The 25,468-nt window shown below is 56.4% G+C and carries 18 protein-coding genes and 1 riboswitch; of the genes, 4 read left to right on the forward strand and 14 right to left on the reverse strand.

Features of this window, described 5'->3' with window-relative positions; all coding sequences use genetic code 11:
• Positions 1-13: 13 nt before the first annotated feature.
• The 3 genes from HOY33_RS19475 to cybB form a co-directional block, all read right to left on the reverse strand.
• Positions 14-1,525 carry an ABC transporter substrate-binding protein gene (locus tag HOY33_RS19475; RefSeq protein ID WP_172291723.1) on the reverse strand — a complete coding sequence of 504 codons (1,512 nt, stop codon included), beginning with the start codon at positions 1,523-1,525 and terminating at the stop codon, positions 14-16.
• 81 nt (positions 1,526-1,606) lie between these two features.
• Entirely contained in the window at positions 1,607-2,350 is a 744-nt protein-coding gene (locus HOY33_RS19480) for a FadR/GntR family transcriptional regulator (protein WP_172291724.1), read from the reverse strand.
• Positions 2,351-2,605: 255 nt separating this feature from the next.
• Positions 2,606-3,160, reverse strand: coding sequence for a cytochrome b561 (gene cybB / locus HOY33_RS19485; protein WP_172291725.1), 555 nt, complete (start codon positions 3,158-3,160; stop codon positions 2,606-2,608).
• A 324-nt stretch (positions 3,161-3,484) separates the two neighbouring features.
• A riboswitch (TPP riboswitch) is annotated at positions 3,485-3,576 on the forward strand.
• A 33-nt stretch (positions 3,577-3,609) separates the two neighbouring features.
• On the opposite strand from cybB, the gene thiM reads away from it, so the two are divergent.
• The 3 genes from thiM (at position 3,610) to psiE (ending at position 5,793) form a co-directional block, all read left to right on the forward strand.
• Complete coding sequence (gene thiM / locus HOY33_RS19490; RefSeq protein WP_172291726.1) at positions 3,610-4,404, forward strand: hydroxyethylthiazole kinase; 795 nt, start codon at positions 3,610-3,612, stop codon at positions 4,402-4,404.
• Positions 4,401-5,204: a bifunctional hydroxymethylpyrimidine kinase/phosphomethylpyrimidine kinase gene (thiD, locus tag HOY33_RS19495; RefSeq protein ID WP_172291727.1), complete on the forward strand. Its 804-nt coding sequence runs from the start codon at positions 4,401-4,403 to the stop codon at positions 5,202-5,204. The genes thiM and thiD overlap by 4 nt, the downstream gene beginning before the upstream one ends.
• Before the next feature lie 181 nt (positions 5,205-5,385).
• Positions 5,386-5,793, forward strand: a complete 408-nt coding sequence (gene psiE, locus HOY33_RS19500; protein ID WP_172291728.1) for a phosphate-starvation-inducible protein PsiE — start codon at positions 5,386-5,388, stop codon at positions 5,791-5,793.
• A 47-nt stretch (positions 5,794-5,840) separates the two neighbouring features.
• Here the strand turns inward: psiE and yegS are convergent, their stop codons facing one another.
• The 11 genes from yegS to idnO form a co-directional block, all read right to left on the reverse strand.
• Entirely contained in the window at positions 5,841-6,740 is a 900-nt protein-coding gene (gene yegS / locus HOY33_RS19505; protein ID WP_172291729.1) for a lipid kinase YegS, read from the reverse strand.
• Between the two features lie 481 nt (positions 6,741-7,221).
• Positions 7,222-8,583, reverse strand: coding sequence for a tRNA 5-hydroxyuridine modification protein YegQ (gene yegQ / locus HOY33_RS19510; RefSeq protein WP_172291730.1), 1,362 nt, complete (start codon positions 8,581-8,583; stop codon positions 7,222-7,224).
• Positions 8,584-8,739: 156 nt separating this feature from the next.
• The gene (locus HOY33_RS19515; RefSeq protein WP_172291731.1) at positions 8,740-9,705 is read right to left on the reverse strand and encodes a glutathione S-transferase family protein; all 966 of its coding nucleotides are present in this window, start codon (positions 9,703-9,705) and stop codon (positions 8,740-8,742) included.
• A 120-nt stretch (positions 9,706-9,825) separates the two neighbouring features.
• On the reverse strand, positions 9,826-10,548 hold the full coding sequence (gene baeR / locus HOY33_RS19520; RefSeq protein ID WP_172291732.1) for a two-component system response regulator BaeR: 723 nt from the start codon (positions 10,546-10,548) through the stop codon (positions 9,826-9,828).
• Between the two features lie 11 nt (positions 10,549-10,559).
• Positions 10,560-11,933, reverse strand: a complete 1,374-nt coding sequence (baeS, locus tag HOY33_RS19525) for a two-component system sensor histidine kinase BaeS (protein ID WP_172291733.1) — start codon at positions 11,931-11,933, stop codon at positions 10,560-10,562.
• Positions 11,934-11,940: 7 nt separating this feature from the next.
• On the reverse strand, positions 11,941-13,344 hold the full coding sequence (locus HOY33_RS19530; protein WP_172291734.1) for an MFS transporter: 1,404 nt from the start codon (positions 13,342-13,344) through the stop codon (positions 11,941-11,943).
• Between the two features lie 464 nt (positions 13,345-13,808).
• Positions 13,809-16,895 carry a multidrug efflux RND transporter permease subunit MdtC gene (gene mdtC / locus HOY33_RS19535; protein WP_172291735.1) on the reverse strand — a complete coding sequence of 1,029 codons (3,087 nt, stop codon included), beginning with the start codon at positions 16,893-16,895 and terminating at the stop codon, positions 13,809-13,811.
• Positions 16,892-20,014 carry an MdtB/MuxB family multidrug efflux RND transporter permease subunit gene (locus HOY33_RS19540; protein WP_172291736.1) on the reverse strand — a complete coding sequence of 1,041 codons (3,123 nt, stop codon included), beginning with the start codon at positions 20,012-20,014 and terminating at the stop codon, positions 16,892-16,894. The genes mdtC and HOY33_RS19540 overlap by 4 nt, the downstream gene beginning before the upstream one ends.
• Positions 20,014-21,240: an MdtA/MuxA family multidrug efflux RND transporter periplasmic adaptor subunit gene (locus HOY33_RS19545; RefSeq protein ID WP_172291737.1), complete on the reverse strand. Its 1,227-nt coding sequence runs from the start codon at positions 21,238-21,240 to the stop codon at positions 20,014-20,016. The genes HOY33_RS19540 and HOY33_RS19545 overlap by 1 nt, the downstream gene beginning before the upstream one ends.
• 261 nt (positions 21,241-21,501) lie before the next feature.
• Entirely contained in the window at positions 21,502-22,029 is a 528-nt protein-coding gene (locus HOY33_RS19550) for a gluconokinase (RefSeq protein ID WP_172291738.1), read from the reverse strand.
• A gap of 34 nt (positions 22,030-22,063) precedes the next feature.
• Positions 22,064-22,828, reverse strand: coding sequence for a gluconate 5-dehydrogenase (gene idnO / locus HOY33_RS19555; RefSeq protein ID WP_172291739.1), 765 nt, complete (start codon positions 22,826-22,828; stop codon positions 22,064-22,066).
• A 793-nt stretch (positions 22,829-23,621) separates the two neighbouring features.
• Here idnO and edd point away from each other — a divergent pair.
• On the forward strand, positions 23,622-25,433 hold the full coding sequence (gene edd, locus HOY33_RS19560) for a phosphogluconate dehydratase (protein ID WP_172291740.1): 1,812 nt from the start codon (positions 23,622-23,624) through the stop codon (positions 25,431-25,433).
• Positions 25,434-25,468 lie beyond the last annotated feature (35 nt).

A 25,468-nucleotide genomic window follows, 5' to 3' on the forward strand; every position in this document is an offset into this window, starting at 1 on the left:
TGACAGGGCGGGCTTAGTTGCCTTTCCTGACGCCCGTCAGGCGGATCATGCCGTCAGCCGACGGCGTGAAGCCGGCGATGCTTTTGGCGTAGGCATAAAGATAGGACTGATGACCGAGATAGATGATCGGCAGATCGTCATTCAGTATGCGGGTCGCGGCATCGTATTTCGCCTTGCGCACGGCGTTGTCCGTCGAAGCGCGCGCTTCATTAAGCAGTTTGTCGACTTCCGGGTTGCAATATTTGGCGTCGTTGATGCCTCCCTGGCAGGTGACGAACTGGTGGATATTGCCGTCCGGATCGGGCCGGCCGGACCAGTCGGAACGCGACAGCACATAATTCCCCGCCGTCTGCTCGGCCAGCAGGGTGGCGAACTCGGTGGCCTTCAGCCTGACGTTAAAGCCCGCTTCGGCCGCCATCGACTGAACAACCTGCATCATCTGCGTTTGCGTGGTGTTGTTGGCATGCTGAAGTTCGATATCGTATTTTTCGAAACCGGCTTCTTTCATCAGTGCTTTAGCTTTCGGCACATCGCGGGCCGAGACCGGGATATCTTTGTTGTACCACGGGCTGGTTGACGGCCACGGCTGGTTGCCGGCTAAGGCGGTTCCCTCAAATACCACCTGATTGATGGCTTCACGATCGATGGAAAGCGAAAACGCCTGCCGCAGACGCTTATCCTTGCCGAAAGGGTTATCCGCCCGCGGGCCGTTGCCGATGTTGACATACATCGCCATGTAGCCCGGCCCCACGACTTTGCCATAAACCAGATTGGCGTTTCTCTGCACGGCGGCGGTGTCGGATGCGGAAATGCGTTCGGCAAGATCGAGATCGCCGGATTGCAGGTTGGCGAGGCGTACCGTGGTATCCGGAATAGGGAGGAAAGTCACCTTGTCGATAAAGATATTGTCGGCATTCCAGTAGTCGGCGAACTTCTCCAGTACGATGCGATCCTGCTGAATGCGCTGAACAAACTTGAAGGCGCCGGAGCAAACCGGGTTAGATCCGAAATTGGCGCCCAGTTCCTTGCCGGCTTTGGGCGAAATCATCATGCCGGCGCGATCCGATAGCTGGGCCAGCAGGCTGGCGTCCGGGTTGGTGAGGGTGAATGTGATCTGGTATTCGCCGGTCGCCTCAACCTTGGAGACGGATGCCAGTTCGCTCTTGCGGCGTGATTCCGGCATCGTCTGGTAACGTTCGATATTATAGACGGCCGCCTCGGCGTTGAAAGGCGTGCCGTCGTGGAACACCACCCCTTCGCGCAGATCCATGACCAGCGTGCCGCCGTCCGCGCCCCATTCCCATTTGGTCGCCAACTGAGGCACGATCGACAAGGTGTTGTCGACATCAACCAGCTTGTCGCACAGGCTGGTATAAACGATACGCCCGACGAAGGTGCGGGACTGGGCGGGGTCGAGTACGTCGGCGTCGTCCTGCAAGCCAATTCGCAATTCCGCTGAGAACGCCGTGGATGCCATCAAAGTACCGGCCAGCAAGAGCCCGGTTTGTCGCGTTAATCGGTTCATGTTGTCATTCCTCTGGTCGGTTGCTGCTGGCCGAGTTTCCGGCGTTGTTGTCATCATGGCAGGCAGGGCCTGCTGAATTTCTCAGTTTGCTGCGTCTCCCTGAGTCGCCGGAACGAAATAGCCTATCGACGTCTGGCGTATTAATCGTTCCTCAAGGATCAGCAGATGCTGGCGCATCGCCTCGCCGGCCCGTTGCGGGTCGCGTGCGGCGATAGCTTCAATGATCTCGGTATGGTGGCTGTGCGAGTCCATGGGAGACGTGCTCTGTTTGCGCGCCCGCTCGCGTATCGCCTGCCAGGCCGGATCTTGTCGAACACTGTTGACGACGTCGAACAGTGACAGAAAAAGCTGGTTGCCGGCGCTTTGCGCAATCAGGCGATGGAGTGAACCATCCCACAGTTCGCGCCAGTCGGCGTCGGTACGCTGGTAAATCTTGTCACGGAGTGCGCGCATGCGTTCAATGTCGCTCGGTTTGGCGCGCAGCGCCGCCAGTTGCGCCAGTTGCGGTTCGATACGCAGCCTTACCTCCATGATTTCCATGAAATTGGTTCCTTCGACCAGGTTTGCCGCATGCGCCCCCCAACTGTCCGGCCGCTGGCCGAGAAACGTGCCGGCCCCCTGCTTGCGCCAGATCAGTCCTTCCGCTTCGACAACCTCCAGCGCTCGCCGCACTTCTCGACGGCCAACGCCCCAGCGTTCCGAAAGCGCCCGCTCCGTCGGCAGTTTCCCATCGGGTTCAATGGCGCTCTCGCTCAGCAGTTCGCGCAGTCGCTCCAGCGCGTAATTTGAATTCTCTGTCGCTTTTTTTTCTAACGTTTTATTCATTGGTTCGTTCCAATCTGAAATTGGTTCAAAGAAATCATGTTGTGACAATCAAGTCAAGACGTTTTGATAACGGCGGGACGAGTGGGTGGTTTCAGCGCAGCGGAGACACGGAGAACGCGCGGTTAAGGATTGAAAGCAAAGATCGCGGAAACCCAGCGGTAGTCGGGGCGGCGGTTGCATTCCGGGATGAGGGAGCGAGTGGCGTGGTTTGTATCCGCCGGGGTTGCCCTGGCGGATATCGGACGAACAAAACGGTTATGTGGCGGAGCGATCTTTTTTGGCCGGCATCATTCTTAGCAACGTATTGTCACGTAAGAAATAATGGTGGAACAACGCTGCCGCCGCATGTAATCCGATCAGCCAATATCCCAGCGGGGCCAGCGTTTCGTGAAGATCGATCAAGCTTCGCGCCAGTTCGACGTTGGCGGGCGACGCGACCGGCATACCAATGCCAAAAATAGCCCAGTCGTTGCCGCGCAGATAGCGTGATAATAACCCCAGCACCGGCAAGACCAGAAAAAGCGCATAGATTAGAAAATGTGACAGGTTGGCAAGGTAACGCTGCCAGAGGGCCGGCGGCGGCACAATGGCTGGCGCCGGATGGGTAAATTTATAAATCAGCCTGGCGACCATCAACAACAAAATGGCAAAGCCGCAACTGAAATGCGCGCCTATAACAATCTGACGGGCCAGCGATCCCCTCGGGGCCAGACCACGCAACTCTATCGTGGCATAGGTGACGATAACCAGGAGAAATACTCCCCAGTGCAGCGCTATTTGAACATTCGAAAAACGATCCGATTTTTTCATGCTTCCAAATATCTCTAAAAGTCTGTGAACGCTATCACAATACCCTGTTGTTTCTGGGGGAAACCAAAACATTTACATTAATTTAATGATTAAGAAACTTATTGGGGGGTTGCCCGCTGGTGAGTACACCTGTTTTTTACCGGTATTTACCCGGTTATTTGTTAGTTTCTGGCGGGAAGCGGTGGATAGGTAGCTGCCTGTCTGGGCGGCTAAAACAGCCTGATGGCGAAAAAAGCCTCCGGGGATGGATTGTTGTTTCCCGCTTTGTTGGACATACTGTGTCTGACAGATGGCCGTGCCGTCTGTGCGCGTTAATATTTTGATATCAATGACTCGGGGTGCCCGTTGGGGCTGAGAAATTACCCGTATTACCTGAACTGGATAATGCCAGCGGAGGGAAGTCACGGTACGCCGACCGGTTGCCGTCTTCTTCGCCGGTTGGGGGGATCATGAACGTTCAACCTGTCGCTTTACCCGCTGCTCATGCGGCGGCGTCGCTGACGCAATTTTATGCGTCGTCTCCTTTAGTACACTGCCTGACCAACGATGTCGTACAGTCATTTACGGCGAATGTCTTACTGGCGTTAGGCGCCTCTCCGGCAATGGTCGTGGATCCCGCGGAAGCCGCACAGTTCAGCGCGTTGGCCGATGCGCTGCTGATTAACGTCGGCACGCTGGAGCGCGATCGCGCAAAGGCCATGTTGGCGGCCGTGAATAGCGCCAATCAGGCGGGGACGCCGTGGGTGCTCGATCCGGTTGCGGTTGGCGGACTGACGTTTCGTACTGATTTTGCCCGTGAACTGCTGCGGCTTAAACCGGCGGCCATCCGCGGCAATGCGTCTGAAATTATGGCGTTGTCCGGGCTGAATACGCAGGGGCGAGGCGTGGACAGCACCAATGATTCGTTCACGGCGCTGTCGGCGGCGCGTGAGCTGGCGCGCCGTATCGCTACGGTGGTTGCGGTCACCGGCGAGGTGGACTACGTCACGGATGGTGAACGTGACTGGGCGATTAGCGGCGGGGATAGCATCATGACCCGCGTGGTGGGAACCGGCTGTGCCTTATCCGCCGTGGTTGCCGCTTTCTGCGCGCTGAACGGCGACCGGCTACAGCATGTGGCGACGGCCTGCCGTGTGATGTCGCGAGCGGGCGAACAGGCATCAAGACAGTCTCAGGGGCCGGGCAGTTTTATCCCCGCGTTTCTTGACCAACTCTATCATCTGCGCGCGGAGGATCTGGCATGAAGCGAATCAATGCGTTAACGATTGCCGGCACCGATCCCAGCGGCGGGGCGGGAATTCAGGCCGACCTGAAAACGTTCTCGGCGCTGGAAGCCTACGGCACTACGGTGATTACCGCGCTGGTGGCGCAAAATACGCGGGGCGTTCAGTCGGTCTACCGGATTGAACCGGCGTTTGTGACGGCTCAACTGGATTCGGTATTGAGCGATGTGCGTATCGACAGCGCCAAGATTGGGATGTTGGCGCAGGCTGATATTGTCGAGGCGGTGGCCGAGCGTTTAGGTCATTACGCAGTGCCTTATGTGGTGCTGGATACGGTAATGCTGGCGAAAAGCGGCGATCCGCTGTTGTCGCCTGATGCGGTGGCGTCGATCCGCCGTTTACTGTTGCCGCGGGTCTCCATCATTACCCCCAATCTACCGGAAGCGGCGGCCCTGCTTGACTGCGCGCCGGCAGATAACGAACGGGAAATGCGCCAGCAGGGTGAGGCGCTGTTGGCGATGGGGTGTCAGGCGGTGTTGATGAAAGGCGGGCACTTGAGCGAGGAGGAAAGCCCGGACTGGCTGTTCAGCCAAAACGCCGCGCCGCGCCGTTTTACTTCTCCTCGCGTCAAAACCCGGCATACGCACGGCACCGGGTGCACGTTATCCGCCGCGCTGGCCGCTTTGCGGCCGCGACATGATTCGTGGGAGAGCACGGTGAAAGCAGCGAAAGATTATCTGCAACAGGCATTACAGCAGGCTGATTCGCTGGAAGTGGGGCAGGGTATCGGGCCGGTACATCATTTCCATCGCTGGTGGTGAGTCATGTTGTCGGCGTCTAAAGCCAGGGAGGAAAAGGACGCCGATATGCTGGCGTCGGCCCGGTAAATTTGCTTACTAATAAGCAGGTTGTCTCCCTCATCAGGGATAAGGGTGATAACCTGTCGGCAGCAAAACATGGCAACGGGCCTTAGGGTCGCCTATCGGGCGTAAGGGAGTGAGTATGGCGGGTTCAACACGTAGCATTAAGGTTTCAAACGGACTCCAGACGATACTCAATATTGGATTGCTGATATTGGCCACCATTCTGGTGATCTTTCTGGGGAAGGAAACCTATCATCTGGCGAAATTGCTGTTGATTACCAGCGAGAAAGAGTCGTCTTATCAGATGATTGAAAGTATCGTTATTTACTTTCTGTATTTTGAGTTTATTGCGTTGATCGTGAAGTATTTTCAGTCGGGTTATCATTTCCCGCTGCGTTATTTCGTTTATATCGGCATCACGGCGATTATCCGGCTGATTATCGTCGATCACAAAAATCCGCTGGATACGCTGATTTATGCCGCTTCGATTCTCTTGCTGGTGGTGACGTTGTATCTGGCGAACAGCAATCGCCTGAAGCGCGAATAGCTGACCCGCCAACTTTCCCCTTGCTAAAGGGGGCCGGCTGGGCCGACTCATCCCAGTAACGCGCACTGCGGCGGTAAACGGCACTGGATGGCCGCCGGGACAATTTCGATATGAAAACGTTTTGCCTTCAGCGGTTCGCCGTCCAGATTGAACGTCATATCGTCCGGGGCGGTAATTTCCAGCCAGGGCAGAGTGGCCGAAATCATATTCTGGTTTTTATTACCGGTAAACCACGCCTGTAACATATTGGGCAACAGTTCTTGCGCCGACAACACGCTCAGTTCCAACAGGCCGTCATTTACCAAGGCCTCCGGGCAAAGCAGTTGACCGCCGCCGGCCTGGCGGCCGTTACCCACCGCGATGACCAGCGTATCGCCCGACCAGCTAAAATCCGGGCCGCGGATTTCACAGCGTTCGGCTTGCAGCATATCCATACGCAGCAGCGCGTGCAGAATATAAGATGCGCCGCCCAGCGCGGCTTTCATTTTTGCCGGGGTTTCTGTGGTAATGCGGGTAGCGAATCCGCCGGTCGCCATGTTGATGAAATAGTGTTCGTTATTGACGACGGCTAAATCAATGGCGGTCGGCCTGCCTTTGATGGCCAGCGTCAGCGCACGGTGAATTTCAACCGGAATCTGACAGCTGGTGGCGAAATCATTGGCGGTGCCCAGCGGAATAATGCCCAGACACGGGCGCATCGCCTCAGGTTGAACCGCCAACGTGCCGGCCACTTCATTGATGGTGCCGTCGCCTCCGGCGGCGATGATATTGCCGACTTTTAACCGCACCGCTTCTTCTACATAGCGCCGCGCATCACCAAACTCCCAGGTCACTCTGACATGCAGTACGTATCCGTCTTGACGTAACTGCTCGACTGCCTGACGAAGCTCCTCATTACCTGCACTTTTTCCATTCAGAATTAGCAGAGTGGCAGGGGGTTGAACCATAGTGTTCTCCATATTCGGTATTTCAGGACGGCCGGATGCGCAATGTCCTCTAATAATAGTCAGTGAATATGCCGGCGGGTATCGGAAGATTCGGTGAATATATTTGTCATTCTGCAAGTCGCCGGTGCGTTGGCTGGTCAAATTCGTTCCCGACGAATGAGTCCTTTGTTTGCCGCCGTCCTGCAACTCGCATTATTTAAAGTATATACCCGTCATACTTCAAGTTGCAGGTGCGTTGGCTTTCCTGCAACTTGAAGTATTTAGTGTATAGATAGCTAAAGAAGGGGATTGACCAACCAGAAAAGAAAAAGCCAGCTCAAGGGAGATTGAGCTGGCCAAGGAGGTGGTTCCTAGTAGTATCACTACGCTTATTTTTCGTTCTATATTTTCTCAGCGTTGCAATAGTAACCAGAAGCCCCGTCCATTGATGTGATCTGATTCTAATATTTGTCAAAAGCCCCATCTTTTGTGGAGCATTCTGCTACTTTGCGTTTGGATTTCGTGTCGTGGTGCCCGGCAAATTGCGCAGCAGCAGCGCAAATTCCAGCGCGATCTCTTCCGGAACCGGCAAGTAGACGATGTGTCCGTTGCCCGGCGCGACGTCGGTAGCCTGCCCTTTGGCGTTTTGCATCGCCTCAATGGTGAACTGGATATTGCCGCCCGGCGTCATCATTTCCACGCTGTCGCCGCAGGAAAATTTGTTTTTCACCGCCACTTCCGCCAGCCCGTCGCGGCGCACGCCGGTGAATTCGCCGACGAACTGCTGCCGATCGGACACCGAATAACCATAGTCGTAATTCTGATAATCTTCATGCACATGGCGGCGCAGAAACCCTTCGGTATAGCCGCGGTGAGCCAGCCCTTCCAGCGTTTGCAGCAGAGTCGGATCAAACGGTTTTCCCGCCGCGGCGTCATCGATAGCCCGACGGTATACTTGGGCGGTACGCGCACAGTAATAGAATGACTTGGTGCGGCCTTCGATTTTCAGCGAGTGAACCTGCATCTGCGTCAGGCGTTCTACGTGCTGAATGGCGCGTAAGTCGCGTGAGTTCATGATGTAAGTCCCGTGTTCGTCTTCAAAGGCGCTCATGTATTCGCCGGGACGCTGGTTTTCTTCCAGCATGAACACTTTGTCGGTGGGCGCGCCAATGCCCAGGGTGGGTTCCACATTTTTTACCGCGATGGGCTCATGCTGGTGGACGATATTACCGACCTCATCTTCCTTGCCTTCCTGTACGTTGTACTCCCAGCGGCAGGCGTTGGTGCAGGTTCCCTGATTGGGGTCGCGCTTGTTGATATAGCCGGATAGCAGGCAGCGGCCCGAATACGCCATGCACAGCGCTCCATGCACAAAGATCTCCAGTTCCATTTCCGGCACCTGGCTGCGGATTTCGGCGATCTCCTCCAGCGACAGCTCGCGGGACAGAATAACGCGGCTCAGCCCCATCTGTTGCCAGAATTTCACCGTTGCCCAGTTCACGGCATTGGCCTGGACGGACAGATGAACCGGCATGTGCGGGAAGTTTTCTCTGACCAGCATAATCAGCCCGGGATCGGACATAATCAACGCATCCGGCCCCATTTCAATCACCGGTTGCAAGTCACGCAGGAAGGTTTTCAGCTTGGCGTTATGCGGCGCGATATTCACCACCACATAGAATTTCTTACCCAGTTCATGGGCTTCATTGATAGCCTGCGCCAGCGTCTGATGGTTGAATTCGTTATTACGCACCCGCAGGCTGTAACGAGGTTGACCGGCATAAATCGCATCCGCGCCATAGGCGAAAGCGTAACGCATATTTTTAAGCGTACCGGCCGGAGAAAGTAATTCCGGTTTAAACATGGTATCTCTCGATTCTGATCACAAGTCAGGCTGCCCCCGGCGGGAGCAGTAAAGGCGGGGATTCTAGCGCTTATGAACGGAAAAAGCAGCAGACGGCCCACAAAAAGTAGGTCTATTGCGTGCCGTTTGTGCGTGACGACGGGATGGCGGCGACGCTCAGAAGGCGGCCACGGCCACCACCGACTGGCCCAACGCTTCGCGGTTATGCGGGCGATGTAAATCAACAACCGGCCCCACGGGAACAATACCCGTCGGGTTCAGCCATAGAATGCCGTAGTAACCGGTTTTAATGTGGTCGATATTGACGGTCTCGGGTACGCCAGGCCATTGGTAAAGCTCGCGCAGGTAGTTCGACAGATGGGGATAATCGGCGATACGGCGGAGATTGCATTTGAACGCGCCATGATAGGCGACGTCGAAGCGCACCAGAGTGACAAACAGGCGCCAGTCGGCTTCGGTCAGCGTATTGCCGGCGATATAACGATGCGTCGCCAGGTGCTTTTCCAGTTCATCCAGCGTGGAAAACAACGCCGTGACGGACTGATTGTAGCTGTCCTGCGTTTTGGCAAACCCGGTTTTATATACGCCGTTGTTCACATGGTGATAAAGGGTTTCGTTCCAGCGGTCGATCTCGCCGCGCAGCGCCGGGGGATAAAAGTCGAGGCGATTGCCGGTCAAATCATTAAAACCGTTATTCAGAATACGGATGATATCCGCCGACTCGTTATTGATGATCCGGCCTTCCAGACGATCCCATAATACCGGAACCGAGACCTTCCCGGTGTAGTGTTTATCCGTCGCGGTATACAACTGATGGAGAAAACGGATCGGGCCGACATGCTCGCCGGCGTCCTGTGGGGTGGCGAATTCCCAGCCGTTATCCGCGATGCGCGGTTCGGCAACCGCGAGCGGAATGATCGCTTCCAACCCTTTTAGTTTGCGCAGGATTAAGGTGCGCGAGGCCCAGGGGCAGAGATAAGAGACAAACAGTTGGTAACGGCCTTTTTCCGCGACGATCCCGGTCTGGCGGAATGTGGTCGCCTGACGATGGAATGCACCGTTCTTTATTTCTTCCGCCGCCACATCGCCGTTAACCCATTTTCCGTCTACTAAACCTGACATTACGCCTCTCCCGATTTTATTGCGTTTCGGTAAGCCTAGCAGCCTGGGGTAAAGAAAAAATGATAAATTTTTAACTAAGTCAGACAGATTTTTTGACCGGATACGCTTTCACCGCCAACGCTACATCAGTTTGCAGGGCGCGGCTTCCCAGCGATATCCGATGCCGTACACGGTACGGATAAACGAGGTATCCCCGTCAAACTGTTCCAACTTGCGGCGCAGGTTTTTGATATGACTGTCGATGGTGCGATCGGTTACGACCCGGTAGTCGTCATACAGTTTGTCCAGTAGCTCTTCACGGGAAAACACTTTACCCGGCTCGGTCGACAGCGTCCTGAGCAAGCGGAGTTCCGCCGGCGTCAGATCGAGGTTTTGCCCCAGATAGCTGGCCTGAAAACTATCTTTGTCAATCAGCAGCGCGGCTTCATCCGCCGGTTTGTGCGCGTCCGTCTGCCAGCCGCAGCGGCGCAGCAAGGTTCTAACCCTCACCACCACCTCGCGCGGGCTGAAGGGTTTACAGATGTAATCGTCCGCGCCGATTTCCAGCCCCAGCAAACGATCGATTTCTTCGCTGCGGGCGGTGACCATAATGATCGGCACATTGGAAAACAGGCGAATAGCGCGGCACAGCGTCAGGCCGTCGGTGCCGGGCAGCATCAGATCCAGCAGGATCAGCGCCGGGGCTTGTTGCTGAACCCAGGGGATCACCCTGTTTCCGTTGGTTATCCAGTGTGTCTGATAATTCGCCGCCTGTAGATAGTCAACCAGTAATTGCCCCAGCTTGGGTTCATCTTCGACGATTAAAATAGACAGAGGATTGTCGAAAGCAGCTTCAGTTGTCATTATTCCGTGTTCTATTCTGGCGCATGTAAGGGAAGCTCGACGGTAATCAGCAGACCACCCGATGGGGAATGTTCAGCATACAGTCGTCCGCCATGCGCCTCAACGATATTATTACAGATAGCCAGTCCCAAACCTGAACCGCCGCTGGCGCGATTGCGCGAGCTTTCCGCCCGGTAAAAACGTTCAAAAATCAGCGTAAGCTGCTCGTCGGTGACGCCCGGCACGCTGTCCTGCCAGCTAATGACCAGTTGTTGGCGCTGAATTTCCGCCCGTATGTCCAGCGTTCCCTTTTCATCGGTGTAGCGCAAACTGTTTTCCAGTAGGTTTTTGAATAGCTGACTTAAACGATCGGGATCGCCGAACAGGCTGGCCTGCGGCGGGAAATCTGCCGTCAGGGTAATCTGTTTTTTCTGATAGCGTTCATGGAAAGCGGCAATGGCGATGCGCAACAGCCGTACGGCATCCACGCCTACTTTGCGATAGGTCAGCGTTCCCCGATCGGATAAAGACAACTGGTGAAGGTCGTCCACCAACTGGGTCATGATGGCTACTTCCGCTTGTAACGACTGCAACGAGCCGGCATCGGGCTGACGTACGCCGTCCTGTAGAGCTTCCAGTTCGCCGCGCAATATCGCCAGCGGCGTGCGTAATTCATGCGAGACATCAGCCATAAAGGCACGACGTGATTGATCGTTTTTTTCCAATGCGCAGGCCAACTGGTTAAAATCCTGTGCCAATCGGCCCAGTTCATCGTGTGTCGTCGCGGTGACGCGGGCGCTGAAATCGCCCGCCGCCAGACGATGTATGCCATTGACCAGCCGTTTAACCGGCGCCAGCAGGCCGCGCGAAGTCAGCCAGGTGGCAAGGATCGCCAGCAGGGTGGACAACGCCACGATAAGCCAACTGGTTCGCTGTTGTTGCCGGTCGAAATTGATATCGGCATTGCGGGTCAGGCGTTCGACAGGGGAGGCGACCACCCAGCCGACGGTGTGATTTTGCACAGTAATCGCCTGCCATATTCCTTCCGCCGGGGCCAACGCCGGGGGGCCGAACAACTGGTGTTTGTCGGCGTCCAGCACCCAGGTACGAACCCGCCAGCCATGCAGGGCGTTATTGGCGCCACGGTCGCTGTTTTGCTCCATCGAATGCAATATCTTGGCGACCAGACGTCCGTTGCTGCGCAAAAAAGTCCAGTCTCCGTTCTGCTGGTATTGCTCCGCCAGGGCATCGCTCAACTGCACCACTTGTTGTTCGTTACCCTGTTTGAGGTAGTCGATAAATCCGCGCTCAAAGCTGACGCGCATGCCCCAGTGCATGGTAATCAGCACCAGCATACAGGTGGCGAAAATCGCCAGAAACAATTTAGCGGTGATGCCGAATCTCATAGTAGCCTCATGACCGACGGGGAAGCGTCGATTGTTTAACGGTGTCCGGCGGCACGCGATTAAAGATTAACGCGGGCAACGCAATAATGACCGACATGGCGAGATAGCTATAAAGGAACATAGAGTGTGTTTCCTCGAATCCCATCGTCAGGTGCGGTTGTGAAAATATCCCCAGCAATATCCCCGAAATACTGACCCCCACGCTCATGGACAACTGCATCGTCATTGACAGCAGACTGTTGCCGCCGCTGGCGAGGTCATCGGGAAGATCTTTAAGCGTCAGCGTATTCATGGTGGAAAAACGGATTGAGTTTACGGTGCCGAGGAAAAACAGCACCACAGGCATCAGCCAGACCCAATTCATCATCGCCACCAGCGCAAACAACAGGGTCACCAGCGCCAGCAGCAGCGTTGAGGCGATCAGCACCCGGCGGTAGTCAAAGCGGTTGACAATCTGCACCACCACCCGCTTGATCCCCATACTGCCCAGCACCATGGGGATCATCATCATCCCGGCGTGAAACGGCGAAAATCCCATGCCTAACTGCAAAAATAACGGGGTCATAAAAGGCAACATGCCGCTGCCGATGCGCGCCAGGAAACTGCCGCTTAACCCGACGGAAAAGGTCGGGGTATTGAACAAACGCAGATTGAACAGGGCGCGGCGGTTATTACGGGCATGCAGGCAGTAACTCAGCAGGGAAATCAGCCCCGCGGCGATCAGGGTGAAAATCACTAGCGGCGGGATGCCAAGATTGTTGTGTCCGTCCAGCGCCAGCGTCAGGGTGGCCATCGCCACGGCGAGCCATAAAAAACCACGCATATCAAAGCGCTGGGTTTGCATGGTGTAATTGGGCATCAGCAGCCAGGTGGCGATTGCCCCGGCAATACCCACCGGCAGGTTGATGAGAAAAATCCAGTGCCAACTGGCGTACTCCACCAGAAAACCCCCGAGGGCCGGCCCCAGCAACGGCCCGATCTGGCCGGGCAAGGTCACGAAAGTCATGGCGGCCATATACTGATTGCGCGGCACGATTTTCATTACCGTCAGACGCCCGACCGGCACCATCATGGCGCCGCCAATCCCCTGAATGACGCGGGAAAGCAGCAGTTCATTCAGGGTTTCCGAACGCGCGCACAGCAGCGATCCCAGCGTGAACAGCAGGATGGCGGAGAAGAAGATATTTTTGACCCCGATACGATCCGCCAGCCAACCGCTGGCGGGCAGCATGATGGCGACGGTCAGCACATAGGAAACAATCACCGAGTGCATATGCAGCGGGTTTTCGTTCAGGCTGGCGGCCATCGACGGCAGCGCGGTATTCACAATAGTGGTATCCAGCGTCTGCATAAAAAAGCCAAAGGCGACAATCCACAACTGCCAGCGAACGGAGGCGGGCTGAGTCAGCATGTTTCAGGATGCTCCTGAGCGGATAAGGTAATTTGTAGATAGTGAGTAAATATATAGGTTGACACCCTGTGGCGTAAATTGTGCTGAGGGAAACGCAGACTCCCGGATAAGCGGCATGGATGCCGCGCAAGACAAAAACGTCTAGAACGTTTTTGAACGGCCCTTGCGCTGGCCCGTAAGGGCGAGCCCCATGGATGGGGCGAGTATCCCGCGTCAGCGGCGGTCCGAAAAGAGGATGCTTTTCCCGAAAGTGCCGCGCGGCGGCACAATTTCCCGCCAAAAGCCAGGGTTTCAAGGGCGACGGCGATTGAACCGCCCTTGGTCGGGTGCGTATGGGGGGCTAACAGAAAAATATTGCGTCTTTCGCGCACGAAACTTTCCCCTGAGATGACATGTTCCTCTTACGGAAACCAATATGTTTTGCAATTTACGCCAACTGGCATAACTGACCGGCAGGTTACCCGTTAGCTTTTCGTTTCTATTATTCGCCGCGCCGGCGCGGTGCGCCGCATGTTCCGCAGTTTGTCGAAAAACAAATACACCACCGGCGTGGTATACAGTGTAAGAAGTTGACTCATCACCAGCCCGCCGACGATGGTGATGCCGAGCGGCTGGCGCAGCTCCGCGCCGTCGCCGCTGGTGATCACCAACGGCAATGCGCCGAACAGCGCCGCCAGCGTGGTCATCATAATCGGGCGAAAACGCAACAGGCTGGCCTGAAATATGGCGTCTCTGGCGCTGAGCCCGCCGGTACGCTGCGCCACCAGCGCAAAGTCGACCATCATAATGGCATTTTTTTTCACAATGCCAATCAGCAACATGATGCCGATTAGCGCAATCAAGCTGAACGGCGCGCCAAACCATTCCAGCGCCAGTAAGGCGCCCACGCCGGCAGAGGGCAGGGTGGAAAGAATGGTCAACGGATGTACGTAGCTTTCGTACAACACGCCCAGCACGATATACACGGTAATAATCGCCGCCAGAATCAATAACAGCTGTGACGTTTGCGACTGCTGGAATGCCTGCGCCGTTCCAGAGAACTGGCCGCGCACCGTTGACGGCACGCCCAGCGAGGTCATGGCTCTTTCCACCGCCACAGTGGCGTCGGAAAGCGTTGACCCTGGCGGCAGGTTAAAGGAGATGGTTGATGCGGCGGACAGTCCCTGATGATTGACCGACAGCGGCGCGTTCACCGGCTGCCAGCGGGCAAAGTAGGCCAACGGAATGGGTTTGCCTTCGCCGTTGATGACAAACATTTTGTCCAGCGCGCTGACATCCTGCGTGTAAGCAGCGTCCACTTCCATCACCACTTTGTACTGGTTTAACGGCTGGTAAATCGTCGAAATCTGTCGTTGACCGAAAGCATTGTTCAGTAAGTCGTTGGCGCTGGCGACATCGATCCCCAGTCGGGCCATGGCATCGCGATCGTAGGTCAGCGCCATTTCCGACCCTTTATCCTGTTGATCGGAATTGACGTCGGCCAGTTGGGGCAATTTGCTCAGCGCTTCACGGATTTTCGGCTCCCAGACGCGCAGCTCATCAAGATCGTCGGACAACAGCGTGTACTGATAACTGGCATTGGCTTCACGCCCGCCGATGCGAATATCTTGTACCGGCATTAAGAACAGCGTCGCCCCCGGTTCTTTCGACAGTTTGGCGCGCAGGCGGGCGATCACCTGCTGGGCGCTGACGTCCCGTTCCGATAGCGGCTTGAGTGAAATAAACATCGAACCGCTGTTGGTTCGCGATCCGCCGGTAAAGCCGGTGACGTTGTCCACCGCCGGATCGCTGCGTACGATGGTCATGAAGTTCTGTAGTTTCAGCTTCATGGCCTGGAACGAAATACTTTGGTCGGCCTGAATAAACCCGGTCAGCCTGCCGGTATCCTGCTCCGGGAAAAACGTTTTCGGGATGCTGATATACAGCCAGACATTGAGGGCGATGGTCGCCAGCAACACCACCAGCACCCAACGGGCGTGGTTGAGCACCCACTTCAGCGAACGCCCGTAGCCTTGCTGCATTGCCAGCAGGACGCGGCTGAAACCACGCAACCGCGGCTGGCTGCGCTTCGGCACGGCGCGCAATAACCGGGCGCACATCATGGGCGTCAGGGTGAGCGAAACCAGCAGCGAGATAATGATGGCCACCGACAAGGTAACGGCGAATTCACGAAACAACCTCCCCGGCAGCCCTTCCATCAACAGCAGCGGGATGAACACCGCCACCAGCGAGAGACTCATCGACAGCACGGTGAAACCGACTTCGCGCACCCCCTGTAGCGAGGCCTGCAAGGGCTTCATGCCCGCCTCAATATGACGTGAAATATTTTCCAGCACCACGATGGCGTCATCCACCACGAAACCGGTGGCGATGGTTAGCGCCATCAGCGACAGATTATTCAGGCTGAAACCGCACAAATACATGGCGGCAAAGGTGCCGATGAGTGAAACCGGCACCGCTACCGCGGGGATTAAGGTCGCGCGTCCTGAGCGCAGGAACAGGAAAACCACCAGAATCACCAGCGCCACGGCTATCACCAGCGATTGTTCCACTTCAGCCAGCGAGGCGCGGATAGTCGGCGAACGATCCTGGGCGACGGCAAGCTGAATGGCTGCCGGCAGGCTGTCCCGCAGATCGGGCAAGGCGGCGCGGATACTGTCCACGGTGGTAATAATATTGGCGCCGGGGGCGCGGCTGATCACCACCAGAACGGCAGGTTTGGCGTTAGTCATCCCGGCGTTACGCGAGTTTTGCACCGAATCCCGCACCGTCGCCACGTCGCTCAGTCGCACGGCCGCCCCGTTGTTATAGCGAATAATCAGCGGTTCATAGGCGGCAGCGGTTTTCAACTCGTCATTGGTTTTTATCTGCCAGCGTTGCTGACGGCTTTCAACGTTGCCGAGCGGTTGACGCACGTTGGCCTGACTGATGGCCTGCCGCACCTCATCCAACGAAATGCCTTGATTAAACAACGCTTGCGGATTAAGCGCCACGCGTACCGCCGGCAGCGAACTGCCGCCGACGGAGACATCGCCCACGCCTTCCATCTGGGAAATTTTCTGCGCCAGCCGGGTGGAGGCATAGTCATACAACTGCCCCTGATCGTAGGTCTCCGATGTCAGCGTCAGGATCATGATCGGGGCATCGGAAGGATTCACCTTCCGATAGGTCGGGCGGCTGGGCATGCCCGACGGCAGCAGATGCTGTGCGGCATTGATGGCGGCCTGCACGTCACGTGCCGCGCCGTTGATATCCCGGTCGAGATTAAAGATCAGAATAATGCGCGTGCTGCCCAGCGAACTCATGGAGGTCATTTCACTGACGCCGGCGATCCTGCCTAACGCCCGTTCCAGCGGGGTGGCGACCGACGAAGCCATGGTTTCCGGCGACGCGCCGGACAGCGAGGCGCTGACCACGATCGCCGGGAAATCCACCTGCGGCAGGGGCGACACCGGCAGCAGGCGAAAGCCAATGGCGCCGCACAGGGTGATAGCCAGGGTCAGCAGAATGGTGGCGACCGGCCGATGGATAAACAGGGCGAAGAACTTCACTCGGTTTCTTCCTCCTGCCGCGGGAGGCGACGGAAGCGCTGCGCCAGCCGGTCAAACAGCAGATAAATGACCGGGGTGGTAAACAGCGTCAGTATCTGGCTCATAATCAGACCGCCGACCATACAGATCCCCAGCGGCTGCCGCAATTCCGCGCCGACCCCGGTGCTCAACATCAGCGGCAGTGCACTGAGCAGCGCCGCCATGGTGGTCATCAGAATCGGTCGGAAACGCAACAAACAGGCCTGATAGATAGCATCATACGGTTTCATGCCTTGCCCGCGTTCGGCGGCCAGCGCGAAGTCGATCATCATGATGGCGTTCTTCTTCACGATACCGATCAGCAAAATGATGCCGATAATGGCGATCACATCCAGCTCGTTGCCGGCCATCATCAGCGCCAGCAGCGCCCCGACCCCGGCGGTAGGCAACGTCGACAGGATGGTCACCGGATGAATAAAGCTCTCGTACAGCACGCCGAGGACGATGTACATGGCGACAACCGCGGCGACAATCAGCCACACCGTGTTGCCCAGAGAGGACTGGAATGCCAGCGTACTTCCCTGGAAACGGGTGGTGATATCCGCCGGCAGGTTCATTTGCCGCTCTGCCTGGGTGATGGCGTCCACCGCCTCGCCCAGCGAATAGCCGTCGGCGACGTTGAAGGAGATGGTGGTCGAGGGGAACTGATCGAGATGATTGATCGCCAGCGGCCCCTGACGCTCCTCGACGCTGGCGATGCTGCTCAGCGGAATGCTCCCGCCGTCGCTGCTGAGTAAGCGGATATCGTTCAGCGCATCCAGCCCGTTATTGTGGGCGGTGTCGTGTTCAAGCACCACGCGATACTGGCTGGCCTGAGTATAGATGGTGGAGATCAGGCGCTGACCGAAGGCGTTATATAGCGCGCTGTCCACCTCCGCCATGCTGATGCCCAGACGGCTGGCGCTGTCGCGGTTGACGTTCACATAAGCGATCGCGGCTTTGTCCTGCCAGTCGCTGCTGACATCCTCCAACTGCGGCAATTTCTGTAGCCCGGTCATCAATTCCGGCACCCACCGGCTCAGTTCATCCAGCGACATCGCCTGTAATGTGAACTGATATTGCGTCCGGCTGACCTGCGTATCAATAGTAAGATCCTGCACCGGTTGCAGATAAAGCTGAATGCCGGGGAGCTGCGCGGTTTGCTGTTGCAGTCGGGCGATGATTTCAGGAATGCGTTCGCTGCGTTCACTGAGCGGTTTCAGATTGATTTGCAGCCGGCCGCTGTTAAGCGCGGCGTTGGTGCCGTCGACCCCGACGAAAGAGGACACGCTCTGTACCGCCGGATCTTTCATGATGATGGAAGCAACCTGCTGCTGACGCTCGGCCATATTGCTGAATGATACCGACTGCGGGGCCTGCACCGTTCCCTGAATAATGCTGTTGTCCTGCACCGGGAAGAATCCTTTGGGGATCCACAGATACAGCAGCACGGTCAGCACTAGCGTGCCTAACGCCACGCTCAGCGTCAGCCACGGGTGGTTCAGCACCTTGCGCAACCAGACGCCGTAACCCTCTACCACACGGGTAAAAAAGCGTTCGCTGGCGCGAGTAAAACGGTTCTGTTTATTCAGCGACCGGTGGCTGAGCATCCGGGCGCACATCATTGGCGTCAGCGTGAGCGAGACGACCGCCGAAATCAGAATGGCGACGGCCAGGGTAATGGCGAACTCGCGGAACAGCCGCCCGATGATATCGCCCATAAACAGCAGCGGGATCAGCACGGCAATCAGTGAAAAAGTCAGTGAAATAATGGTAAAACCAATTTCCCCGGCGCCTTTCAGCGCGGCATTGAGCGGTTTTTCTCCCTTTTCGATATAACGGGAGATATTTTCAATCACCACGATCGCATCATCCACCACAAACCCGGTGGCGATGGTCAGCGCCATTAGCGTCAGGTTATTGATGGAGAAACCCAGGAAATACATGACCGCAAAGGTGCCGATTAGCGAAAGCGGCACGGCGATGCTGGGGATCAACGTCGCGACGGCATTACGCAGAAACAGGTAAATCACCATGACCACCAGCGCGATGGCCAGCAGCAATTCAAACTGCACGTCCTTTACCGATGCCCGGATGCTGACGGTGCGATCGGTCAGCGTGGAGACTTCAACCGATTTCGGCAGGCTGGCGGTTAAGCCGGGCAACATCTGGCGAATACTGTCGGTGGTGGTGATCACGTTGGCGCCCGGCTGGCGCTGAACGTTGATAATGATCGCCTGCTGACGATTCGCCCAGGCGGCCAGATAGGTATTTTCCGCCGCCTGTTCAATGGTGGCGACATCGCGCAGGCGTACCGGGGCGTCATTACGCCAGGCGACGATCAACTGACGATAATCCTCCGCGGATTTCATTTGATCGTTGGCGGACAGGATCACCGAGCGGGTCGGGCCGTCGAGGCTGCCTTTGGCCGAATTGACGTTGGCGGCGGTAATGGCGCTGCGGATCGTTTCGCCGGTCAGCCCGTAAGCCGCCAGCGCCGGCGCATTCAGTTTGACTCGCACGGCCGGGCGTTGGCCGCCGGCCAGCGAAACCAGACCGACGCCCGCCACCTGCGAAATTTTCTGCGCGATGCGGTTATCGGCCAGATCCTGAACCTGCGTCATCGGCATGGCGCTGGAGGTAACGGCCAGCGTCATAATCGGCGGGTCGGCGGGGTTGACCTTACTGTAGGTCGGCGGATAGGGCAGATCGCTCGGCAACAGATTGGCGGCGGCGTTGATGGCCGCCTGTACGTCCTGTTCGGCAATATCCAGCGAGAGTTCGAGCTGGAATTGCAAGGTAATCACCGATGCGCCGCCGGAGCTTTGGGCCGACATCTGTTTCAGCCCGGACATCTGTCCGAACTGGCGTTCCAATGGCGCGGTAATCGCCGACGTCACCACTTCCGGGCTGGCGCCGGGATAGAGCGTGATCACCTGAATGGTGGGATAGTCCACCTCCGGCAGCGCGGCAACCGGTAGCGCGCGGTAGCCGATAATACCCGCCAGCAGGATGGCGACCATTAACAGCGTGGTCGCCACCGGACGCAGTATGAAAAGCCGCGATGGCCCGCCGCCGTTGGCTGGAACGGTATCCTGCATCAGGGTTTCTCCCCGGTGGTGACCGGTGTTTTCTCCGTCGCGGCAGAGGGCAGCACCTCAACCTTGGCCCCTTCGGTCAGACGATCGATACCGTCGGTGACCACCATGACGTCGGGGCTAAGGCCCGCGGTAATCACCACTTGCTGACCGTACTGAATACCGGTGGTGATCTGGCGTTTACTGACCTCATGTTTATCATTCAGTATCCAGACAAAGTGGCCTTCATTGCCCATTTGCACGGCGGCGACGGGAGCGACGACCGCATTTTGCAGCGTATCGACCTTCATACGAATATTGACGAACTGATTGGGGAACAACGCGTCGTCGCTATTTTCGAAACGGGCCTTAAGCCTGATGGTGCCGGTGGTGACGTCGATCTGGTTATCCATACTGAGCAGGCTGCCCTGCGACAGCTTCTGCTGATTGGCGCGATCCCAGGCTTCAACCACCGGTGACTGATCTGATTTCTGCGCCTTAAGGATGGTGGCAATTTCGTCTTCAGGTACGGTAAAAACCACATCGATCGGGTGCGTTTGGGTGATAACCACGAGACCGTCGGTATCGCCGCTGGTGATGTAATTCCCAACATCAACCTGTTTTAAACCGACCCGGCCGCTGATCGGGGCGGTAATTTTGCTGTAGGCCAGCTGTAGTTCAGCGCTGGCCACCGCGCCTTGATCGGCTTTGATGCTGCCTTCCGCCTGCCGTACCAGCGCCGTCTGCGCATCCAGTTCCTGACGGGAGATCAGATTGGTTTTCACCAACTGCTGATAGCGGGCCAAATCCTGCCGGGCGTTGGCGAGTATCGCCTGATCTTTCGCCAGTTGCCCTTGAGCCTGAGTCAGTTCGACCTGATAAGGACGGGGATCGATTTCCGCCAGCAGATCGCCCGCGTTGACCTGTTGCCCTTCCTGAAAATGCAGCGCCATCAGTTCGCCGTTAACCCGGCTGCGGATAGTCACGGTGCCGGCTGCCGTGACGGTTCCCAGCCCGGACAGATAGTAGGGAACGGACACGGATTGCGTCTGCGCGGCCTGTACGGGAGACAAGGCGTTCATGGCCGCACGACGGCCGCTTTCGCCGCCCGCCCGCGACGGCTGGGAATGAGCGGTTCCACTCGGGCCGGAAGCGGTAGACGATGAAGAAAAAAAATGGCGCCAGAGCAACAAGGCGACGGCAATGACGGCGACGAAGATCAACAACCGTAAGACGAGTTTGGCATTCATGGTAATGGGGTAAATCTCCAGATCACGCGGACACAAGGCAGGTTACTGAAACAAGGTGTTTATCATACTAGTTTAAGCAGCGTATGCAGGGCAAAAATGAAGGAAATATGGAAGATATGTCAGGGATTGTCGGCCGGAGCGGAAGTTATTGACAAAAACGGGGGGCGAGTAACAAAAATGCCGCCTTGTTCCGGCAGGGTAGATAGCAAGGCGGCATGGGTAAAGCGTAGCGTTATCGCGCGCGATCGAACCGGTGTCCGGTCAGGCGCATTGCGGCGTCAGTTCCTGATGCAGTGCGCCGATGCAGCGGTTGACCACGCCGTCGAATGATGTGGAGATATCAATCGGGATCACGTCGGTTTCCTGCGTATCGGGGGACTCTAGCGCGGCAAACTGACTTTTCAGCAGGCTTTCCGGCATAAAATGACCCACGCGCTGTTGCATACGATTTAATACCAGTTGGTAGTCGCCGTTCAGCCACAGGAAGATCAGATTGCCGCTCCCGGTTCTCAGCCGGTCGCGGTAGCGCTTTTTCAATGCGGAGCAGACCAGAAAGCCGGTTTCGTTTTTTTGCTGTAGGCTATAGGCCACATCGCTCAGGCGTTCAAGCCAGGGCTGCCGATCGTCGTCGTTTAATGGACGGCCGGAGGCCATTTTCTGAATGTTGGCGCGCGGGTGCAGGTCATCTCCGTCGATGAATTTGGCGTTGAGGCGGCTGGCTAACGCTTCGCCGACACTGGATTTCCCGGTGCCGGATACGCCCATGATAATAATGCATTTACCGGACATAATATCCCCTTTCAGAGTCAGTTGGCGGTGTTCGTCACACCGCGACCAGCATGCCGCCGTCAACGAACAGCAGGTGCCCGTTGACAAAGTCTGATGCTTTGGATGAGAGGTAGACGGCCGCGCCGATTAACTCTTCCGGATCGCCCCAGCGGGCGGCGGGAGTGCGTTTGCATAACCAGTCGGTAAACGCCTGGTCATCCACCAAGGCTTTGGTCATGTCGGTTTTAAAATAGCCGGGGGCGATACCGTTGACCTGAATGTTATAACGCGCAAGTTCCACACACATGCCGCGGGTCAGCATTTTTACCGCGCCTTTGGAGGCGGCATACGGGGTGATGGTGTCCCGGCCTAGTTCGCTCTGCATGGAACAGATATTGATGATTTTTCCGCGCTGACGTTTGACCATATATCGCGACACGGCTTGGGAAACCAAAAACACCGATTTTTGATTAACATTAATCACGTCATCCCACTCTTTTTCCGGAAACTCGGTAAACGGATGGCGGCGCTGGATCCCGGCGTTATTAATTAATACATCAATGGCGCCGATATTTTCTTCAATATGGTGAATCGATTCCTGAACGGCATCATGGTCGGTAACATCAAATGCCGCCGCATAGGCTTGAAAACCCGCAGCGCGTAATTGCCTAACGGCTTTCTCCGCGCGTTCAGCGGTAATGTCATTAACGATAATCTCCGCGCCAAATTCAGATAAACCTTTAGCCAGCAGAAAACCGATGCCTTGTGCGGAACCTGTAATCAGCACTTTCTTGTGGGACAGTGAAAAAATATTTTTCATAAATAATTCCTGATGGCTGCCTTCTAATGTTTTTACAAAAGGTCGTTATATTTCCTGGCGTCATTGACGACGGAGATAATAAATAATCGATCGCCGCTCTCGGCCATACTGAAAAATAACAGAATGGTTTTTTTAATGTATTCCGCTCGGCGCAATAACGACATATCAGCGTAAATGACGTGGGGCTATGAAACCGTTTTATGCCGGGTAAAACTGTGATGAAGATCACTTTAAACTATGTTACTGCAAGCTGTTACAGATTACGTGACGTCCATCCGCCCAATATTGGAGGGTATCCGTCCGATGGCGGAAGGGAATCGTAGGGGAAATGCGGAAATTAAAGTTTAATTATATGATATTTATGGTGATTATTTTTTACTTTGGCGTCGCCGCCACTTTTTTAGTTACCGGTAACATCATGCCTGTTCGCCCGCCGGGTTTTGAGCAAAAGCGCGGTTTTACGCTGCGAGTAAGGTGCTGAATCTCATCATCACGGTGAAATGTCGAAGCGATCACGTTACCGGTAACATTTTTTGTTAACATCATTTAAAATGCGTTAAGATGGCGTCAGAAAATTTAATACCGCCGCAGCTTGTTATTAAATTTTTACCAACACACGCTTCTGTTTTTTTAATTAACAGGGGAGGGGGGTGTTTTATTCAGAAAGGGCGCATTCAGTGTGGAAAAAATAACATCCTCCATGCTCGCGGGTGACGTGTCGTCGTTCCCCTTATGCCGTTCTTGATGGCGCTTTTCATTACAGGTCAACGTTGACTCAGACCCAGGAGGCAGTATGAACCCGGTTGTATTACAGGTCACACAGCAGATTATTGCACGTTCAGCCGCCTCGCGCCGGGCCTATCTTAAGCGGATCGATGCCGCCAGGGACAGTAAGGTGCATCGTTCACGGCTGGCCTGCGGTAATCTGGCGCACGGTTTTGCCGCCTGTACGCCGGATGATAAAGCGGCGCTCAAAAATATGGTTCACAGCGACATTGCGATTATCACCGCCTATAACGACATGCTTTCCGCTCACCAGCCTTACGAAAACTACCCTGAGCGGCTAAAAGCGGCCTTGCGTACGGTAGGCGCGGTGGGGCAGGTCGCCGGGGGCGTTCCCGCCATGTGCGACGGCATCACCCAGGGGCAGGATGGCATGGAGCTGTCGCTGATGAGCCGCGATGTGATCGCCATGTCCGCGGCGGTAGGGCTGTCGCACAACATGTTTGACGGCGCGTTGTATCTCGGCATCTGTGACAAAATTGTGCCCGGTTTACTGATGGCGGCGCTGTCTTTCGGTCATCTTCCGGCGGTGTTCGTTCCCGCCGGGCCGATGAGCAGCGGTCTGTCCAATAAGGAAAAAGTGCGGATAAGGCAGCTTTATGCCGAGGGCAAGGTCGATCGTCAGGCGTTGCTGGAGTCTGAAGCCGCGTCCTATCATGGCATTGGAACCTGTACGTTTTATGGGACGGCTAATTCCAACCAGATGGTGATGGAAGTAATGGGGCTGCATTTGCCCGGCGCTTCGTTTGTGCATCCCGACACACCGTTGCGTCAGGCGCTGAATGACGCGGCGGCCCGCCAGATCGTCCGCATGACCGAGGGCGCCGGGCGCTATCTGCCGATTGGTCATCTGCTAAACGAGCAGGTGATTGTCAATGGCATCGTGGCGTTGCTGGCCAGCGGAGGATCGACGAACCTCACCATGCATATGGTCGCCATCGCCCGGGCGGCCGGTATTATCATCAACTGGGATGACTTTTCACGGTTGTCCGAGGTGGTGCCGCAGCTGTGTCGAATTTATCCGAACGGGCCGGCGGATATTAACCATTTCCAGGCCGCCGGCGGCGTATCGCTGTTGGTGCGCGAATTGTTACGCAGCGGTCTGTTGCATGAGGATGTGGAAACGGTCGTCGGACGGGGATTGCAGCGTTATATCCAGGAACCCCATCTTACGGATGAGGGGCTACAGTGGCGAGCCGGCCCTGAAACGTCGCTGGATCCTGCGGTGATTGCCGCGACCGGCCAGCCTTATGCGCCGCACGGCGGATTGAAAGTCTTGTCCGGCAATTTAGGCCGGGCGGTGATGAAAACCTCGGCGGTGCCGGATGACGCATTGATCGTTGAAGCGCCGGCGGTGGTGTTTGACAGCCAGCATGATGTCGGCGCGGCGTTTGAAGCCGGCGAGCTTGATAAAGACTGTGTCGTGGTGGTGCGCTATCAGGGACCGCAGGCGATAGGTATGCCGGAGTTGCATAAATTGATGCCCCCGCTTGGCGTGCTGATGGATAAGGGATTCCGCGTGGCGCTGGTGACCGATGGCCGCCTGTCGGGCGCATCGGGGAAAGTGCCTTCGGCGATACATGTTACGCCGGAAGCCTGCGACGGCGGTGTGCTGGCGAAAATCCGTACCGGCGACAGAGTGCGCGTTGACGGGCGTCGGGGAGAAATCGCGTTGCTGATTGATGATGCGGAGTTGGCGCGCCGCGACGCGCAACCTTACGATTTAACGCCCTATCATCAGGGATGCGGAAGAGAACTGTTTACCGCACTACGCGAGCGGCTTTCCGGCGCGGAGCAGGGCGCCTGCTGCATTCCGTTTTGAAGGTAAAACCGGGAACACGCCGTTCCCGGTTTATC

Source organism: Brenneria sp. hezel4-2-4 (assembly GCF_013155275.1).
GTDB lineage: Bacteria > Pseudomonadota > Gammaproteobacteria > Enterobacterales > Enterobacteriaceae > Brenneria.

What these genes read in the sequence shown, in the direction of transcription:
- yegQ (WP_172291730.1), bottom strand. Translation starts at nt 8,583, where the DNA reads ATGTTTAAACCGGAATTACTTTCTCCGGCCGGTACGCTTAAAAATATG.
- HOY33_RS19530 (WP_172291734.1), bottom strand. Translation starts at nt 13,344, where the DNA reads ATGCTGACTCAGCCCGCCTCCGTTCGCTGGCAGTTGTGGATTGTCGCC.
- HOY33_RS19515 (WP_172291731.1), bottom strand. Translation starts at nt 9,705, where the DNA reads ATGTCAGGTTTAGTAGACGGAAAATGGGTTAACGGCGATGTGGCGGCG.
- thiD (WP_172291727.1), top strand. Translation starts at nt 4,401, where the DNA reads ATGAAGCGAATCAATGCGTTAACGATTGCCGGCACCGATCCCAGCGGC.
- baeR (WP_172291732.1), bottom strand. Translation starts at nt 10,548, where the DNA reads ATGACAACTGAAGCTGCTTTCGACAATCCTCTGTCTATTTTAATCGTC.
- HOY33_RS19480 (WP_172291724.1), bottom strand. Translation starts at nt 2,350, where the DNA reads ATGAATAAAACGTTAGAAAAAAAAGCGACAGAGAATTCAAATTACGCG.
- HOY33_RS19550 (WP_172291738.1), bottom strand. Translation starts at nt 22,029, where the DNA reads ATGTCCGGTAAATGCATTATTATCATGGGCGTATCCGGCACCGGGAAA.
- thiM (WP_172291726.1), top strand. Translation starts at nt 3,610, where the DNA reads ATGAACGTTCAACCTGTCGCTTTACCCGCTGCTCATGCGGCGGCGTCG.
- psiE (WP_172291728.1), top strand. Translation starts at nt 5,386, where the DNA reads ATGGCGGGTTCAACACGTAGCATTAAGGTTTCAAACGGACTCCAGACG.
- yegS (WP_172291729.1), bottom strand. Translation starts at nt 6,740, where the DNA reads ATGGTTCAACCCCCTGCCACTCTGCTAATTCTGAATGGAAAAAGTGCA.
- cybB (WP_172291725.1), bottom strand. Translation starts at nt 3,160, where the DNA reads ATGAAAAAATCGGATCGTTTTTCGAATGTTCAAATAGCGCTGCACTGG.
- edd (WP_172291740.1), top strand. Translation starts at nt 23,622, where the DNA reads ATGAACCCGGTTGTATTACAGGTCACACAGCAGATTATTGCACGTTCA.
- HOY33_RS19475 (WP_172291723.1), bottom strand. Translation starts at nt 1,525, where the DNA reads ATGAACCGATTAACGCGACAAACCGGGCTCTTGCTGGCCGGTACTTTG.
- HOY33_RS19540 (WP_172291736.1), bottom strand. Translation starts at nt 20,014, where the DNA reads ATGCAGGATACCGTTCCAGCCAACGGCGGCGGGCCATCGCGGCTTTTC.
- HOY33_RS19545 (WP_172291737.1), bottom strand. Translation starts at nt 21,240, where the DNA reads ATGAATGCCAAACTCGTCTTACGGTTGTTGATCTTCGTCGCCGTCATT.
- idnO (WP_172291739.1), bottom strand. Translation starts at nt 22,828, where the DNA reads ATGAAAAATATTTTTTCACTGTCCCACAAGAAAGTGCTGATTACAGGT.
- baeS (WP_172291733.1), bottom strand. Translation starts at nt 11,933, where the DNA reads ATGAGATTCGGCATCACCGCTAAATTGTTTCTGGCGATTTTCGCCACC.